The following is a 15301-nucleotide window of genomic DNA, read 5'->3' on the forward strand; positions in this document are numbered from 1 at the left end:
TCGACGGGTCCGGCATCTTTTTGCAGTTCGCGCGGTGCGGCATGGTCGGCCGGCTAAGCCTCGATGCCTCCCGCACTGGATTCGGGCCGAAGCCCGAGCGATCAGACCTTTTCGACCTGACCGAATTCGAGATCGACGGGCGTTGCCCGGCCGAAGATCGACACCTCGACCTTGAGCCGCGTGCGCTCCTGATCGACTTCCTGAACGACACCATTGAACGAGGCGAACGGCCCGTCCGACACGCGGACGTTCTCGCCGATGTCGAAGGAGATCGTCGGCTTCGGCCGCTCGACGCCGTCCTGCACCTGCATCAGGATCTGCTCGGCCTCCTTGTCGGAGATCGCTACCGGACGATTGTCCGGACCGAGGAACCCGGTAACCCGCGGCGTGTTCTTGATCATCGAGAACACGGCGTCGGTCAACTCGGCCTTGACCAGCACGTAGCCGGGAAAGAACTTGCGCTCGGCATCGACCTTGCGCCCGCGCCGAACCTCGACGACCTTCTCGGTCGGAACGAGGATCTTCTCGAACTTGTCGGAGAGCCCCTTCTGCCGGGCCTGCTCCTCGATCGATTCCGCGACCTTTTTCTCGAAGTTCGAGTAGGCGTGGACGATGTACCAGCGGGCGGTCATGATGCTGCGATTACTCCTGCGGTGTCGGGCGTCAGACGCTGACGTTCATGATCAGTCCGACCAGATAGCCAAGCGCCTGGTCGGCGATGAAGAAGAACGCCGCGGCAAAGGTGACCATAACGAACACCATGATCGTCGAGATCGTCGTCTCCCGGCGGGTCGGCCACGTGACCTTGGCGGTCTCGGTGCGTACCTGCTGGAGAAAGGTGAAGGGATTGGTCCTGGCCATGCACCGCTCATAGCTAAAGCGCGTGAAGGCCTAAGATCAGCCCCACGCGCCACGTGTCTGTGAAAATCCATTTAAACGCCCTGGACGTGATTCACAAGCCCGGTCGCGTCAATTTCGGATGATCGGGGGGCCGAGGGCTCTGGCAGGGGCAGTAGGGCTCGAACCTACGACCTGCGGTTTTGGAGACCGCCGCTCTACCAACTGAGCTATACCCCTTCGCCGGGGTCCGAATATCGCCTCGCGGCTGCAACTGCAACAGCGATTTTCGGAACGCCCTCCGCCTGGCTCCCGCCGCGACGCACGGCAGCGGTGGAAAGCCTGGCGCCGTCCGTATCGCCATCTCTTCGCCCGCAGCGCCCTGCGCCAATTTGCAATGGACTCCCCCAAGGCGGATCGCTACATCCGCCGCGGCAGGGTTCGGACCGCAGCCGAGAGCAGCCGGCCGCCAGATGATACCGGAGTCGGCCATGAACATGACCACGGTGATACGGCCAAAGTCGCTCATCCTGTTCGACCTGGACGGCGTGATCCTGGATTCGCGCCGGAACATGGAGATCGCCTGGAACAGCGTTCGGGAGGAGCTCGGGATCGCCCTGCCCTTCGATGCCTATTTCGCGGAGATCGGGCGCCCGTTCCCCGACATCATGGCGCGGCTCGGGCTCGCCCATTCGGCTGTCGCCATCGAACGGGTGTTCCGGCGTGCCTCCAGCCAGTCGCTGCATGAGACACCTGTCTTCGAGGGAATCGACAGGATGCTGTCGGCGCTTGCCGACAGCGGTCGGCAGCTCGGCATCGTGACATCGAAGGACGCGGCGCGTACCGAGCTGGTGCTTGACCGCCTGCCCGTCGGCTTCGCGGTGATCATGACGCCCCGTGACGGGCTGCGGGGCAAGCCGGCGCCCGATCACCTGCTGTTCGCGATGGCCCGCTGCAACGTCGACCCCTCGGACACGGTCTTCATCGGCGACATGGATTCCGACGCGGAAGCCGCCCGCCGGGCGCGCGTCGACTACATTCATGTCGACTGGGGTTACGGCGCACGGCCGGCCGACTGCCTCTTTGCGGCCAAAGCGCCAGCCGATCTCCAGACATTCCTGTTCAGTTGAGGACCCTATCATGGCCCCGCGTATCGTCGCCGTCATTCCCTGCCGTTTCGGGGCCTCCCGCTTTCCGGGCAAGCCGATCGCCGACATCAACGGCAAGCCGATGCTCTGGCACGTCTATCAGCAGACGATCGCCGCCGAGGGCATCGATGCCGCGACGATCGCCACCGACGACGACCGCATCCGCAAGGTGTGCGAGGTGCTCGACCTGCCGGTGCTGATGACCCGTTCGGACCACGCGTCCGGCACGGATCGCGTGGCCGAATGCGCGGCACGCCTTGACGCGGATATCATCGTCAACGTCCAGGGGGACGAGCCGATGATCGAGCCCGAGGCCATTGCGCGCGTCGCCCGAGCCATCGCAGGCTGCGACGATCCGAATGTCCAGGCGTCCAACGGCTACAACGAGATCGCCTCGCCCTCCGACGCGATCGACACCAATGTCGTCAAGGTGGTGATGACCACCACCGGGCTGGCCATGGCCTACTCCCGCCTGCCGATCCCCTATCCGAAGGGCGGCGCGGTCCGCCACCTGCGCCAGCTCGGCCTCTACGCCTTCCGGCGCGAGGGCCTGGAACGCTTCGCCTCGCTGCGTCCCGGCCCGCTGGAGCAGGCCGAGGGCGTCGAGATGCTGCGCTTCGTCGAGCACGGCTATGGGGTCCAGATGGTGCAGGTGCCGAACGACGAGGGCATTCCGGTCGACACCCCCGCCGACCTCGACCGCGTCCGCGCCATGATGGCCCGCCACTGAACGTTGGCCCGTGACCACCGGAGCAGGAGCAGACCGATGAGCGACGCTGCGCGGCGACCCTTCGACGCTGCCGAGGAACGGTACATCGCGCGGGACTTTGCTGCCCTTTCGGCGCAACACGCGGCGTGGTTGAAGTCGAGGGGGCTGGCGGATCGTCCCTGGTTCATCCTCGGCTCCGCGCCGGACCCGCATGTTCCGCGGCCGTTTCCGCCGCGGACGGCGCATATCCATGTCAAATACGCCGGTCATGCCGCCCGCCAGCACGGGCTGCCGCAGGGTGACCTGACCTTCCTGCTGGCCAAGACGACAGCAGAGCAGGTCGCCGGGCTCGAACTTCGTTCCATCCTGCGCCTGTGCAAGCGCCACAGCTCACTGGCGCGCATCCGGCGCGCCCTGCCGCTCCCCGGTCCGAGGGAATGCGCCCTCACCCACCGCGAGCGCGACGCCTTAATCATCGGGACGCTCGGCACGCTGTTCGGCGGAAGCGGCGCGGAGATCCGCCCCTCCAACGGCATCGCGCTGATCGCCTACGCAATTGCCGTCGGCATCCCGCAGATCATCGTCGCGGGGATCTCCCTCGACAGCGACGGCTATGCCTACGACCGCTCGGCCCGCACGCGGCGCCATCTCGAGGAAGACCGCGCGGCCCTGGCGGTGGTCGCCGCCCGCTATCCGCAGGTCGTGACGACCGAGCCCGGGCTCAGCCGGGCGACCGGCATCAGGCTGCTGGCAGGCACCATCGCCGGCTGAACGCGATGCGCTTCAGCCCTTCCCCGGCCCCTGCTCCGCTATTTTCTCGGCGAGCTTCTGCTTGCGGGTCTTGGGCTTAAGGGACCGGATGAACCCATCGAGCCGGCCCTGCAGCCGGGTGAGCGAGATCAGCCGGTCCATCACGACGTTGGTGCCTTCCAGCCGCTCGGAAAGGACTTCCGCGGACACCAGCGCGACATCGGAGGGGCTGACGCCGGGGATCCGTGCGGCGATCTGATCCCAATGGCCGTCGCTGGGCCCGCCGACCATGGTCAGCCGCCCGCTGCGGACGAGCAGCCGGTAGATGATCTGCTCGAAGGTCCATTCGTGGTCATGGAAAAGCCGCCACTGCCCGGTTCGCCGCGCGGTGAAACCGGCGAGGACGATCGGCAGCTGCGGGCAGGCCTCCGTCAGCCAGAAGGCCAGCGCGAAGCCGCTGGTCGGCACGTGGGTCCGCGGATAGAAGTCGGCGAAGACCGGCGTGAGGTCGAGGAACCCGACGCGCGCCCCGCCGAATTCCCGGGGCTGGCTGAAGGTTTCCTGGTCGCCGGCGCGCAGGTTCCCGATGCCCTCGAATTGCGCGCCGCGCAGAAGCTTGAGGACCTCGTCGACTTCTCGCCGATAGACGATGTTGGCGCCCGCCTGGCTGCTGCGGGCGATCAGCAAGGAAGGCCGGTCGAAGGGTTCAGAGAGAACCTTGAAGACCTTGTTGAAGAACACGAAAAGCGTGCCCTCGCCGAATTGCGACGACAGCACGGCCATATCGACGGCGTCGCTGTTGGCGACGAGAACCACCCGCTCGAAGCCGCCGAAATAGGGGGCCCATCCGTCGCGCGTGTCGGGCAGGTCCCCCGACCGGGACGGCGTCTTGGTCACGTCCGGCACAGCAGCGATCCCGTCAGCCGGCGCGCTGCTCGACATGCAGCACCCGCTCGCGCATGGCGAACCATTCCTCGGCATAGTCGTCGTTGCGATACTCGTCGAAATACGGCCCGCCATCGGTGAAGTGGACGTTCTTGGCGTCCGGATTGTGATCGTACTCGTTGACCAGCCAGTTCCACACGGCCGGGATATCGCCGATCTGCTCGTCGCCCTCGAGCCATTTGAACTGGTGCAGCTGCAGGCCGGTCGCCGAGTTCACGTAGTCGGGGGTCAGCGCGCGGCACCTGGCATTGTTGAACAGCATGACGCTCGACCAGTTCTTCTTCTCGTACTTGGTCTGCGGCTGCCCGAGGAACTTCGTCTCGACCTTCGGCGTATAGTCGTGCTTTACGACCTGCACGGCGAACTGCCCGTCGCGCAGCGCCCAGAGTTCGGCGATGTCGGCACGCATCAGCATGTCGCAGTCCATAAACAGGCTCCAGCCCGTGAACTCGCTCAGCGCCGGCACGAGGAAGCGCGAAAAGGAAAACTCGGTGGACTGCAGGGCATTGCGCTCGCGGGTGAAGATCCCCTCGAGGTTGGGCAGATACAGCGGCACGAACCGGACCGGCACCGACGACCGCTCGAGGATGCTCTGGCAGAGAACGTGATAGGCGACGACTTCCTTGGAGTCGAAACCTACGAAGACCTGGACTGGCGGGTGCTTCACGTGACGGCCTCGTTGATTGCTGAACCGGGGGCCTCATACACCGCCGCTGCGCAATATCCAATGTCGGACGGCGGCAGGGATGCCCCGCCGCCCCGTACCGCGCTACCCTGTTCCGGCGGGCGTCGCGCCGTCCGGGCGCCACAGGCGCAGACCGATGTCCGCCGCGAGTTCAGGTTCCGTCGTCGCGACCCTCGGGTCCTGCCGCAGGCGCTGCAGGGCATGGCGATCCTCGGGGATCTGCATCCGCGGCCGGGCGAGCGCGTCGTAGGAATGGCCGGCGCGCGCGAACGAAAAACCCGCGAGCACGATCTCCGGAACGCCGAGGAACAGACCGTAGCAGAGCGCGGCGATGCCGGTGGACGGCTTGCCCAGCTCGCCGATACCGAGAATCTCCGGCCCGATCAGCGCCTGGTTGATCGCCTCCCGGTCGTCGGGAGACAGCGACACGAGCGCGCCGATCTTCGCCCGGCGCTGGCGCATCAGCTTCCAGCGTTGCCGCCAACGTGGGCGCGCATTGTACCAGAGCAAGGCCCTGGTCTCGAGATCGGGAAAGGCGGACCAGGACTCCACCGGGCGGCGGACCGTGAGATCGGCGGGACCCCAGCCCCGCTGCCTCGCCGCCAGGCCGGCGTTGTTGATGTCGACGCGGGCGTGGCCGGCAAGCAGTTCGTCCGGCATGGTGGGCTGCGGCGCGCCGCCGAGGATCACCCAGGGCCGGTCCAGCAGCCCGAGACGTCCCATCGCCTCGCGCTGCGCGGCGCGGATTTCGGCAAGTCGCGGCGACGGCGTTGCGTCCATCATCGCCGCCGCGCCGCATGGTGCGCCCGGATGGCATCGGCGATCGCCAAAGACTGGTCGGCGAAGCCGTAGTCGTAGGCCTCGACCCGCCCTTCAAACGGCCTGGTCAGGCGCAGCGTGTCCTGCAGGTCGTGATGAAACCATTCGAACTTCTCGAACCGCTCGCCTTGGATCGCCGCGAGGTCGAGGCTGTAGACCGGGCGGCCCGAGGTCAGCGCCTCGCAGTGCATCGTCACCGTGTCCTTGCCGATCAGGAAGCCGTCCGCCGCCGCGAGATAGTCGCGATAGGGGTTCTCGCCGGTCCGGTCCCAGACGTGGACGCGCGGGTCATCGATCCGCAGCAGCGCGTCGAGCAGTGCTGGCCGGCTGCGCCGCGATGTCGTCGCCAGCACGATGGCCCCCTCCGCGGCAAGCCGCCGGGCGGTGTCGACGATGCCGGCGATCGTCGGCCCGTCGTAGTCGTAGGCGCCATTCGGCCCGCCGAGGAGCATCGCGACGATCCGGTCGTCGTTCCCGGCGGCGGTCCAGCGCGCCCGGGCGGCCGGGCGGCGCGCGTCGAGCCACTGCCGGGTGATGCGGTGCGGCACGCCGATCATGCCGCGATACTCGGTGCCCTCCAGCCGTTCGCTCTTCCAGTCGTGGCGCGAGACGAAGGCAAGGTCGTAGATCCCGGCGGAGGGCGGCGCCGGCGGCTGCAGATGCACCGCGAGCGGCCGGCCATCGAAGCGCTCCTTGATCCGCGCCACGTGACGCTCGGCAAACCATCCGCAGGAGACGATGATATCGGGTTCGGCGGCGCTGACGCGCCTGTAGGGAGACAGGAGACCGCGCCGCCATTTCGCCAGACGCTCGATCTTGAGGACGACGGGATCGGCCGTCAGATGGCCGGCAACGCCGAGGCACTGGGTGAGAGTCCCCGCCTTTTCCTCGCTGACAGTCCAGACTCGCACGCGTTTTCCTCGCCGGTTTCCGCCGGTCTAGCGCAAATGCCGCGGGCGGCGCCAGCCACCGCCGGCTGACCCGACACACGATGCCGCGGCCTCGGCTGGATGGCCGAGTTCCGGCGCCGGCATTCCCTAAAAGCAAACGGGCCCGCGAGGGGCCCGTTCACGACTGTCGATGCGCGGCAAGCCGCGCCTTATCTTGCCGTCGTTACTCGATGATCGAGGCGACGATGCCGGCGCCGACGGTGCGGCCGCCTTCGCGGATGGCGAAGCGCAGGCGCTCTTCCATCGCGATAGGCACGATCAGCACCACGTCCATCGTCACGTTGTCGCCCGGCATCACCATCTCGGTGCCCTCGGGAAGCGTGCACACACCGGTCACGTCCGTCGTGCGGAAGTAGAACTGCGGCCGGTAGTTGGTGAAGAACGGCGTGTGACGGCCGCCCTCTTCCTTCGTCAGGATGTACGCCTCGGCCTTGAACTTGGTGTGCGGCTTCACCGAACCCGGCTTGCACAGCACCTGGCCGCGCTCGACGCCCTCGCGATCCACACCGCGGATCAGCGCGCCGATGTTGTCGCCTGCCTGGCCCTGGTCCAGAAGCTTGCGGAACATCTCGACGCCCGTCACCGTCGTCTTCTTGGTGTCGCGGATGCCGACGATCTCGACTTCCTCGCCCACCTTGACGATGCCGCGCTCGACACGGCCGGTCACCACCGTGCCGCGGCCCGAGATCGAGAACACGTCCTCGATCGGCATCAGGAACGGCAGGTTGATCGGACGCTCCGGCGTCGGGATATACGCATCCACCTCGGCCATCAGCGCCCGCACCGCGTCCTCGCCGATCGTCTTGTTGGAATCTTCCAGCGCCGCCAGCGCCGAGCCCTTGACGATCGGAATGTCGTCGCCCGGATACTCGTAGCTCGACAGAAGCTCGCGAACCTCGAGCTCGACCAGCTCCAGGAGTTCCTCGTCGTCGACCTGGTCGACCTTGTTGAGGAACACCACGATCGCCGGCACGCCGACCTGACGGGCGAGCAGGATGTGCTCGCGGGTCTGCGGCATCGGGCCGTCGGCCGCCGACACCACCAGGATCGCGCCGTCCATCTGCGCCGCGCCGGTGATCATGTTCTTCACGTAGTCGGCATGGCCCGGGCAGTCGACATGCGCGTAGTGCCGCGCTTCCGTCTCGTACTCGACATGCGCCGTCGAGATCGTGATGCCGCGCGCCTTCTCCTCCGGCGCCGCGTCGATCTGGTCATACGCACGGTATTCGCCGAAATACTTCGTGATCGCCGCCGTCAGCGACGTCTTGCCGTGATCAACGTGACCAATCGTCCCGATGTTCACATGCGGCTTGTTGCGCTCAAATTTACTCTTGGCCATGCCTGCTCCCAGTCCGGAGGTCTGAAGTTCCGGCGCGACATAGCGAGTGCGACCGGAGATGACAAGCGTGCTGCGCCGCACGCGCGGATCGAGGCCGCGGCGGAACCGCACGGCGGAGGGCGCAAGCGGTCTCAAAAATGGGCATCTAGGAAAGGAAGCGGCCTGGAGCGGGTAGCGGGAATCGAACCCGCATATTCAGCTTGGAAGGCTGCTGCTCTACCATTGAGCTATACCCGCGCCTGCACTGCTAAGACGGCGATGGTGGAGGGGGCTGGATTCGAACCAGCGTACGCTAAGCGAACGGATTTACAGTCCGTCTCCTTTAACCACTCGGACACCCCTCCGGCACCGCATCGACCGGTCTGAACACGGTCTTTGCCGGACACGTCGAGTCAACCAGCAACCCGACGCGCATCCGAGCGGCCTTATGAAAGTCCCGAACCGATCTGTCAACGCCGCATGGTCCGCCCTTTCGCCCAGACCCCGGCTCCGGTAAGCAGCAGGCATGAGCGACGACACCGCACGCCCCAAAGATACCCATTACGCCAAACTCCGCCGTGCCCACCGCGACCGCAAGCGCGCCGATGGCGGACTGCCGCCGGCGGTGGCGCCCCGCCAGGCACGGCCCGGCAAGCCCGCCCCGGCCGGCAGGATCCGGCTCTACGGGCTGCACAGCGTGGCAGCGGCGATCGCCAATCCGAAGCGCCGGCTGCACCGGCTGCTGGCGACGCGGAACGCCCTCGCCCGGCTCGAACTCGATCCGGAACACATCCGCTGCCCGGTCGAGATCGTCGAGCCGAAGCTGCTGGACACCGAGCTCGGCAGCGAGGCGGTGCACCAGGGGGTGATGCTGGAGGCCGACCCGCTGATTCCCGGCCGGCTCGCGGACATGACGGGCGCGAGCCTGGTGCTCGTCCTCGACCAGGTGACCGATCCGCACAATGTCGGCGCGGTGTTCCGCTCGGCGGCGGCCTTCGCGGCGGATGCGCTGATCACCACGGCGCGGCATTCGCCGCAGGAAAGCGGCGTGCTGGCCAAGTCGGCTTCGGGGGCGCTGGAGCACGTGCCGCATCTGGAAGTGGTCAATCTCGCCGAGGCGCTGTCGGAGCTCTCGGCGCAGGGCTTCCAGACGATCGGGCTCGATTCGGAGGGTGACGAACCCTACGAGGCGGCGCTCGCCGGCGAACGCATCGCCATCGTGCTGGGTGCGGAGGGCAAGGGCCTGCGGCAGAAGACCCGCACCACCGTCGATCGCCTCGCCCGCCTCGACATGCCCGGCACGATCAAGTCGCTGAACGTCTCCAACGCCGCCGCCATCGCGCTGTACGCGGCACGGCGGCATCTCGGCTGAATTCGCTGCCGGCGCCCCGGATGATCCGGCGCCACCGGACGCGAGGGGATGGTGCCGGATGAGGGGATTGAACCCCCGACCTTCGGTTTACAAAACCGCTGCTCTACCGCTGAGCTAATCCGGCGCGAGGGGCGGATTAGCATGAAAGCGCGGGCGATGCAGCGGCCTTTTTCGCGGTCCCCGACCGTTTCTCCGCTCCAGTGCAGCGGGGCTTCGGCTGGCCAGACCTGCCGCCCGCTTGGCGTTCGCCGCCATCCGCGCTAGCTGAGCAGGTCCATGATGCGGCCCCGGCCCGCGTCGTCACCCCCGGCCAGGCGGCGTCATGTCAAGTGAACTCCAGTCGATCAGTTTTCTGGCCAGCGGCACGCCGGCGGCCGACGAGGCGGCGCGGCGGCTGAGCGTGCTCTACGGCAACGACCGGCCGGACAATGCCGACGTGATCGTGGCGCTGGGTGGCGACGGCTTCATGCTCAACACGCTGCATCGCTTCATGGGAACCGGCGTGCCGATCTACGGCATGAACAAGGGCACGATCGGCTTCCTGATGAACGAGTACCGCGAGGACGGGCTGCGCGAACGCCTCGCGGCGGCGACCCGCAACATCATCCATCCCCTCACCATGACCGCCGTCGACGCCGAGGGGACCATCCACAACGCCCTGGCGATCAACGAGGTGGCGCTGTTCCGCCAGTCCTACCAGGCGGCCCGGCTGCAGATCGCCATCGACGGGCGGGTACGGCTGGAGGAGCTGGTCTGCGACGGCGTCATGGTGGCGACGCCGATCGGCTCCACCGCCTACAACCTCTCGGCGCAGGGGCCGATCATCCCGGTGGAGGCGCCGCTGCTCGCCCTGACGCCGGTGAGCCCGTTCCGGCCGCGTCGCTGGCGCGGCGCCCTGCTGCCCAACCACCAGACGGTGGAGATCGTGGTTCTGGAGCCGGAGAAGCGCCCGGTCAACGCCGTCGCCGACGCCACGGAGGTCAAGTCGGTTCGCAAGATCACGATCAGCGAGTCGGTCACCGATACCGGAGTGATCCTGTTCGACGTCGAGCATTCCTGGGACGAGAGAATCCTCGCGGAACAGTTCCGCTACTGACGCGGCGCCGTCAGGCCGCCAGACGGCGCGCCCGCTCGCGGGCCGCGTCGAGCGCTGCCTCGTTCGCCAGCCGGTGCAGGAAGCGCGCCGCCTCGTCGGTATCCGCCGGGCCTTCTCTGGAACCCGGATCGGCGACGACGCGCCGGATGATCATCTGCGGCACCTCTTCCGGGCGCGCCGGGCGCTTGCCGGCGGCAACCTCGCGCCAGACGGACACCGCGGCCCAGAACAGCGGTCCCATCGACACCGGCAACCCGGCGTCGACGATCAGGGCGGTGACGGCCTTCTGGCGCCCGCCGGCCAGGATCGCCATCACCCGCCGCTCCGCAGTCTGCGACAGGCACGCCAAAGCGGCCGCGAGAAGGTCGATATCTCCGGTCGACACGACGCGCAGCAGGAAGGCCGTGGTCAACTGGCCGCTGCGCCGCAGATGCTCCACCAGGGTCGGGATCTCCCCCGCGGGCGCGACTTCCGCCAGCTTCGCCGTGGCTCTTTCGCAGGCTGCAAGGGTTACGTCCTCGGCGCGCGCCGCGCCGACGAGCGAGCGCAGAAGCGGCAGGGCCGCGAGTGCCTGCCCTGCGGCGAGGATCATCTGCTGGCGTACCGTCGCCGGAAGGTCGTCGCGGGCCAGCAGGGCGCCGCGTATGTCGGCATCCTGCCCGTGGCGCTCTGCCAGGCGCTGGTAGCTGACGGCGGCGATCGCCGCGCCGTCGTTCTCGAGGAGGGCAACGCACACGGCGGGATCGGCGATTTCCGCGATCGCCGCGGATACCCGCACCGACAGGACGCGGCGGGCGACGATGGCGCGTCTCACCGCCTCCGACCCGACGGCGGCAAGCGTCACGAGGTCCTCGTCGTCCAGGGCGGGCGATCCCCGCACGACCGGACAGGCGATGGCGTCGCTGTCGTCGCAGAGGGCGCGCAGGATCACCGCCGGCACCCCGGGAGCGGTGGCGAGGCCTTCCGCCAGCGCCTGGCGCACCTTGGGCGACGGGTCGTCTAGCATCAGGGTCAGCGTCGCCTCGGCTTCGCTGCGCTCCGCCGCCCCGAACCGTCCCTCGATGTAGGCCTGCGCCACGCTCCGCGCCGCATCCGCGCGGCCGGCGCTGTTGGCCGTGTGGCGCCAGTGAACGAACCGCTGGACGATCATGAACACAAAACCTTCTGCGACGACTTCGGAACTCCTGTCCGATTGTTGCCGGCAAAGGTTTAGGTTTCGTTCACCATGACGAGCGGCGGACAATGACGCCGCGTCGCATCAGACGTCGCTGGCGTCGGGCGTGCGGGGCCGCCTCATCTGGAAGACCTCCGCGGTGACCGCATAGTCGAGATAGCCGAGCCGAGACAGCGGCCGGGCCAGCGCCGTGTCGATCATGCCGTCCTTCAGGATCGCCTCGTCGACATGGACGGCCACGACCTCGCCGATCACCATGAAGTAATGCGACGGCGCGCCGTCGATGCCCTTGGGGTGAAAGCTCTCCGTAACCCGGCATTCGAGCGCCGCCGGGCTCTCCGCGACGCGCGGAGCGGCGACCAGGCGGCAAGGGGCCTCGGTGAGCCCGGCGATACCAAATTCGCTGACGCCGCGAGGCGCGTCCGCGGACGTCCGGTTGAGCTGCCGCGCCAGACTCTCGGTGGCGAGGTTGGCCACGAACTCGCCGGTCTCGACCGCGATGCTGGCGGAATCCTTCATGCCGGCCGAGGAGAACATCACCAGCTTGGGCGAGTCGCTGACCGCGTTGAAGAAGCTGTAGGGCGCCAGATTGACCGAGCCGTCGCGGGCGCGCGTCGAGATCCAGCCGATCGGCCGCGGCGACACGATCGCCTTGAACGGATCGTGCGGCAGTCCGTGCTCGTTGCGGTCGGTGGTATAGAAGATCACCGGCCCGCCTCCGGCGCCACGGCCTCGGTGACGATCTCGGCCAAAGCCGGCCGCGGACGCTCGACCGGCGGCTCCTGCGGCGTGCCGACGTGGATGAAGCCGATCACCTTCTCCGAGGGCGCGACGCCGAGAAGTGCCTTCGCCTCATCGTCATAGGCCATCCATTCGGTGACCCAGTTCGCGGCATATCCCATGGCATGGACGGCATTGACGATGTTCATCGCCGCCGCCCCGCCCGACAGGACCTGTTCCCACTCCCGGATCTTCACATGCTCCCCGGCCGTCGAGATCACCCCGATCACCAGCGGCGCCCGGGTGAAGCGCGTCGTCTCGACGCGCCGGCGGCCTTCCGACAAGGGTGCCCCGTCGCGTGCCTCGATCAGCCCCGCCAGGGCTTCGCCGATCGCCGCAGCCGGCGCGCCCCGGTAGACGATGAAGCGCCAGGGGACGAGCTTGCCGTGGTCGGGCACCCGCGCGCCGATCGTCAGGATCGTCTCGAGCTCTGCCTCGGAGGGCGCCGGCAGGCCGAGCATCGGGATCGGGATGGAGCGGCGGGTGGAGAGCAGCGTGATTGCATCGGCCAAGGCGGCATCCTTCGGTATGGTGGGCTGCTCCTGCTATCCCTTCGCCGACCGCATTTCAAACCTGCGCCCGTTTCCCGACGGCTCCCCGCCCGGCGCGGAACGTCGCCCGTGCCTTGAAATCGTCCCGCATCTGCGTGCATGAAGCATTCAGGGGACAGAGAGCCGACAGGCTGGAGGGAAGCGCGACGGTGCCCATCGACATACGTGTTCTGATGGCCGTGGGCATTGCGCTCTGGATGCCGGCTTCCGCCGTTGCCCAGGACATTCCGATCCCTTCGCTGCTCGACCGCGGCAGCGGCGGCCTGTTCGGGTCCGACAAGGAGCGCGAGCCGGGCGCCTACGTCTCGCCGTCCGCCGCCGAGCTGGTGCCGGATCCGAAGGAGGTCGGCGCGCCGTCGGTCCGCTCGCTGCAGCGATTCGATCCGATCGCCCTGCCCGTCGAACCCGGCCAGCTCCGGGCCCCCTCCATCGACCTGCCCGGACTGCCCGCCTACGCGCCGCAGAACATGCCGAGCCAGGACATGATCCGCTCGCGTGCGACGCTGACGCTCGAAGCGCGGCTGACGGAAGACGGCGAGAGCATCCCGCACGGGCTCGTCTGGCGGCTGTTCTCGGCAATTCCCGGCGTCGACGGACGGCCGTCGCTGATCGCCTCGTCCGAGAGCAACATCGCCAATTTCGAGGTGCCGGCGGGTTCCTATATCCTGCACGTCGCTTTCGGGCGCGCGGGCCTGGTGCGGCGCATCGACTTCACAGGGGTCAAGACGCGCGAGGTGGTCATCCTCGAGGCCGGCGGGCTGCGGCTGGATGCGCTCGTGTCCGACGGCTCGAAGATCGACGCCAGCAAGCTCACCTTCGACATCTACACCGACGCCGAAACCGAATCCGAGCGCAACTTGGTGGCCGGCGACGTGCCGCCCTCGAAGATCGTCCGCCTGAACGCCGGGACCTACCACGTCGTCTCCAATTACGGCTCGATCAACGCCCTGGTGCGCGCCGACATCCGGGTCGAGGCAGGCAAGGTCACCGACGCGACGCTGCAGCATCGCGCTGCGCTGATGACGATGAAGCTGGTCAGGGAACCGGGCGGCGAGGCACTCGCCGACACGGCCTGGTCGGTGACCACGGCATCCGGCGACATCGTGCGGCAGAGCGTCGGCGCCTTCCCGTCGATGGTGCTGGCCGAGGGGGAGTATGTCCTGATCGCCAAGAACCGCGACAAGGTCTACCAGCGCAGCTTCGACGTGCAGTCCGGGCACGATGCCGACGTCGAGGTGCTGACGTCGAGCCTCGCCGAGGCGCCGGACGCGCTGATCGGCTCCGGCGACTAGCCGTCGCGGCGATCAGGCGGCCCGCAGGTCCACCGCATCATGCGAGGCCAGCCCGAAAACCATTTCCCGCAGCCAATCTGTCAGCGCCCGTCGATCGATCGCGGCAATCTTCTCATAGAAGATCATGTCGCCGATCGTGACGGTGATCGCCCGCCCGTAGAGCCGGCGGAACTCGCCGATCAGCAGACCCAGCCGGAGCGTCAGCGACCATCGGCTGACGAGATGAAACAGCGGACCGTTCTGGCCGCAAAAGTGGACCGGCAGCACCGCAGCCCGGGACGACTGGACGAGGCGTGCGGTGAACTGTTTCCACGGCAGGTCATCGGCGGCGCCGAATACCGTCGGTGCGGTGGCGACGCCGCCGGCGGGGAAGATCACGATCGTCGTGCCCTCGGACAGGAGGCGCATCGCCTCTCGACGGGTGGCGAGATTGATCGCCTGCGCCTGCCGCGTCTCCTCGAAGGAAACCGGCAGCCCGTACGCCGCCATCTCGGGGATCTTCATCAGGTCGTTGTTCACGAGGATCCGGTACGGCCGGCCGAGGCGCTCGGCCAGCGCCAGCATCGCGATCCCGTCGCCGATGCCGAACGGATGGTTGGCAACCATCACCAGATGCGGCGGCAGGGACGCCGTCTCGGGCAGCTTGCCGCGGCAGTCGAGCCGGATGCGCATCACATCGAGCATGGCGTTGAAGGCCAGCCGGTCTCCCGCGGCAACGCGGCTGCGCCAATTGCCGTAGAGTCGCGCCAGCAGGCGCCGTCCCGAGACATCCTCGATCCAGGTGATCGCCAACCGCTTCAGCAGGCGGTCGCCGGGACGGGCATAAGTGAGTTCCGGGTAGAGTCGCATGAAAGGCCGCGAGAGTTTTTCCTCCC

General features: G+C 67.7%; 17 protein-coding genes and 4 tRNA genes. 6 read left to right on the forward strand and 15 right to left on the reverse strand.

The window, feature by feature from the left end:
• Positions 1–101: 101 nt before the first annotated feature.
• The 3 genes from nusG to LXB15_RS09585 form a co-directional block, all read right to left on the reverse strand.
• Positions 102–632 (reverse strand): transcription termination/antitermination protein NusG, encoded by a 531-nt coding sequence (gene nusG, locus LXB15_RS09575; protein WP_163044886.1) that lies wholly within the window; start codon positions 630–632, stop codon positions 102–104.
• A gap of 31 nt (positions 633–663) precedes the next feature.
• Positions 664–861, reverse strand: a complete 198-nt coding sequence (gene secE / locus LXB15_RS09580) for a preprotein translocase subunit SecE (protein ID WP_233952811.1) — start codon at positions 859–861, stop codon at positions 664–666.
• Positions 862–1001: 140 nt separating this feature from the next.
• Positions 1002–1077 (reverse strand) — tRNA-Trp (locus LXB15_RS09585).
• A 251-nt stretch (positions 1078–1328) separates the two neighbouring features.
• Between LXB15_RS09585 and LXB15_RS09590 the strand changes: the two genes are divergently transcribed.
• The 3 genes from LXB15_RS09590 to LXB15_RS09600 are packed head-to-tail and all read left to right on the forward strand — an operon-like array spanning position 1329 to position 3465.
• Complete coding sequence (locus LXB15_RS09590) at positions 1329–1967, forward strand: HAD family hydrolase (RefSeq protein WP_233952813.1); 639 nt, start codon at positions 1329–1331, stop codon at positions 1965–1967.
• Positions 1968–1977: 10 nt separating this feature from the next.
• The gene (gene kdsB / locus LXB15_RS09595) at positions 1978–2715 is read left to right on the forward strand and encodes a 3-deoxy-manno-octulosonate cytidylyltransferase (RefSeq protein ID WP_233952815.1); all 738 of its coding nucleotides are present in this window, start codon (positions 1978–1980) and stop codon (positions 2713–2715) included.
• Positions 2716–2751: 36 nt separating this feature from the next.
• Complete coding sequence (locus tag LXB15_RS09600; RefSeq protein WP_233952817.1) at positions 2752–3465, forward strand: hypothetical protein; 714 nt, start codon at positions 2752–2754, stop codon at positions 3463–3465.
• A gap of 12 nt (positions 3466–3477) precedes the next feature.
• Here the strand turns inward: LXB15_RS09600 and LXB15_RS09605 are convergent, their stop codons facing one another.
• From LXB15_RS09605 to LXB15_RS09635, 7 genes are all read right to left on the reverse strand, one after another.
• A complete protein-coding gene (locus tag LXB15_RS09605; RefSeq protein WP_233952818.1) occupies positions 3478–4386 on the reverse strand; it encodes a 3-deoxy-manno-octulosonate cytidylyltransferase in 909 nt (302 codons plus the stop codon).
• Positions 4364–5056 (reverse strand): glycosyltransferase, encoded by a 693-nt coding sequence (locus LXB15_RS09610; RefSeq protein WP_233952819.1) that lies wholly within the window; start codon positions 5054–5056, stop codon positions 4364–4366. Before LXB15_RS09610 ends, LXB15_RS09605 begins: the two co-directional genes overlap by 23 nt.
• Before the next feature lie 102 nt (positions 5057–5158).
• A complete protein-coding gene (locus LXB15_RS09615) occupies positions 5159–5857 on the reverse strand; it encodes a hypothetical protein (RefSeq protein ID WP_233952820.1) in 699 nt (232 codons plus the stop codon).
• Positions 5854–6804 carry an ELM1/GtrOC1 family putative glycosyltransferase gene (locus LXB15_RS09620; RefSeq protein WP_233952821.1) on the reverse strand — a complete coding sequence of 317 codons (951 nt, stop codon included), beginning with the start codon at positions 6802–6804 and terminating at the stop codon, positions 5854–5856. The genes LXB15_RS09615 and LXB15_RS09620 overlap by 4 nt, the downstream gene beginning before the upstream one ends.
• Before the next feature lie 202 nt (positions 6805–7006).
• Positions 7007–8182 carry an elongation factor Tu gene (gene tuf, locus LXB15_RS09625; protein ID WP_163044875.1) on the reverse strand — a complete coding sequence of 392 codons (1176 nt, stop codon included), beginning with the start codon at positions 8180–8182 and terminating at the stop codon, positions 7007–7009.
• Positions 8183–8345: 163 nt separating this feature from the next.
• Positions 8346–8419: transfer RNA gene (locus LXB15_RS09630), tRNA-Gly, on the reverse strand.
• Between the two features lie 22 nt (positions 8420–8441).
• A tRNA-Tyr gene (locus LXB15_RS09635) sits at positions 8442–8526 on the reverse strand.
• A 161-nt stretch (positions 8527–8687) separates the two neighbouring features.
• Here LXB15_RS09635 and LXB15_RS09640 point away from each other — a divergent pair.
• Entirely contained in the window at positions 8688–9533 is an 846-nt protein-coding gene (locus tag LXB15_RS09640) for an RNA methyltransferase (protein ID WP_233952822.1), read from the forward strand.
• 49 nt (positions 9534–9582) lie between these two features.
• Here the strand turns inward: LXB15_RS09640 and LXB15_RS09645 are convergent.
• Positions 9583–9657 (reverse strand) — tRNA-Thr (locus tag LXB15_RS09645).
• A 198-nt stretch (positions 9658–9855) separates the two neighbouring features.
• Here LXB15_RS09645 and LXB15_RS09650 point away from each other — a divergent pair.
• Positions 9856–10629 (forward strand): NAD kinase, encoded by a 774-nt coding sequence (locus LXB15_RS09650; RefSeq protein WP_233952823.1) that lies wholly within the window; start codon positions 9856–9858, stop codon positions 10627–10629.
• A gap of 10 nt (positions 10630–10639) precedes the next feature.
• On the opposite strand, the gene LXB15_RS09655 is transcribed toward LXB15_RS09650, so the two are convergent.
• The 3 genes from LXB15_RS09655 to LXB15_RS09665 all read right to left on the reverse strand — a co-directional run bounded on the left by LXB15_RS09655 (position 10640) and on the right by LXB15_RS09665 (position 13095).
• Positions 10640–11779 carry a DUF2336 domain-containing protein gene (locus LXB15_RS09655; RefSeq protein ID WP_233952825.1) on the reverse strand — a complete coding sequence of 380 codons (1140 nt, stop codon included), beginning with the start codon at positions 11777–11779 and terminating at the stop codon, positions 10640–10642.
• Positions 11780–11887: 108 nt separating this feature from the next.
• Complete coding sequence (locus LXB15_RS09660; protein ID WP_233953115.1) at positions 11888–12508, reverse strand: flavin reductase family protein; 621 nt, start codon at positions 12506–12508, stop codon at positions 11888–11890.
• On the reverse strand, positions 12508–13095 hold the full coding sequence (locus tag LXB15_RS09665) for a nitroreductase (RefSeq protein WP_233952827.1): 588 nt from the start codon (positions 13093–13095) through the stop codon (positions 12508–12510). Before LXB15_RS09665 ends, LXB15_RS09660 begins: the two co-directional genes overlap by 1 nt.
• Positions 13096–13283: 188 nt before the next feature.
• Here LXB15_RS09665 and LXB15_RS09670 point away from each other — a divergent pair, with 188 nt between their 5' ends.
• Positions 13284–14426, forward strand: coding sequence for a hypothetical protein (locus tag LXB15_RS09670; protein WP_233952829.1), 1143 nt, complete (start codon positions 13284–13286; stop codon positions 14424–14426).
• Positions 14427–14438: 12 nt separating this feature from the next.
• Here LXB15_RS09670 and LXB15_RS09675 read toward each other — a convergent pair whose 3' ends face one another.
• A complete protein-coding gene (locus tag LXB15_RS09675; protein WP_233952831.1) occupies positions 14439–15275 on the reverse strand; it encodes a lysophospholipid acyltransferase family protein in 837 nt (278 codons plus the stop codon).
• Positions 15276–15301 lie beyond the last annotated feature (26 nt).

Source organism: Aurantimonas sp. HBX-1 (assembly GCF_021391535.1).
Taxonomy (GTDB): Bacteria; Pseudomonadota; Alphaproteobacteria; order Rhizobiales; family Rhizobiaceae; genus Aurantimonas.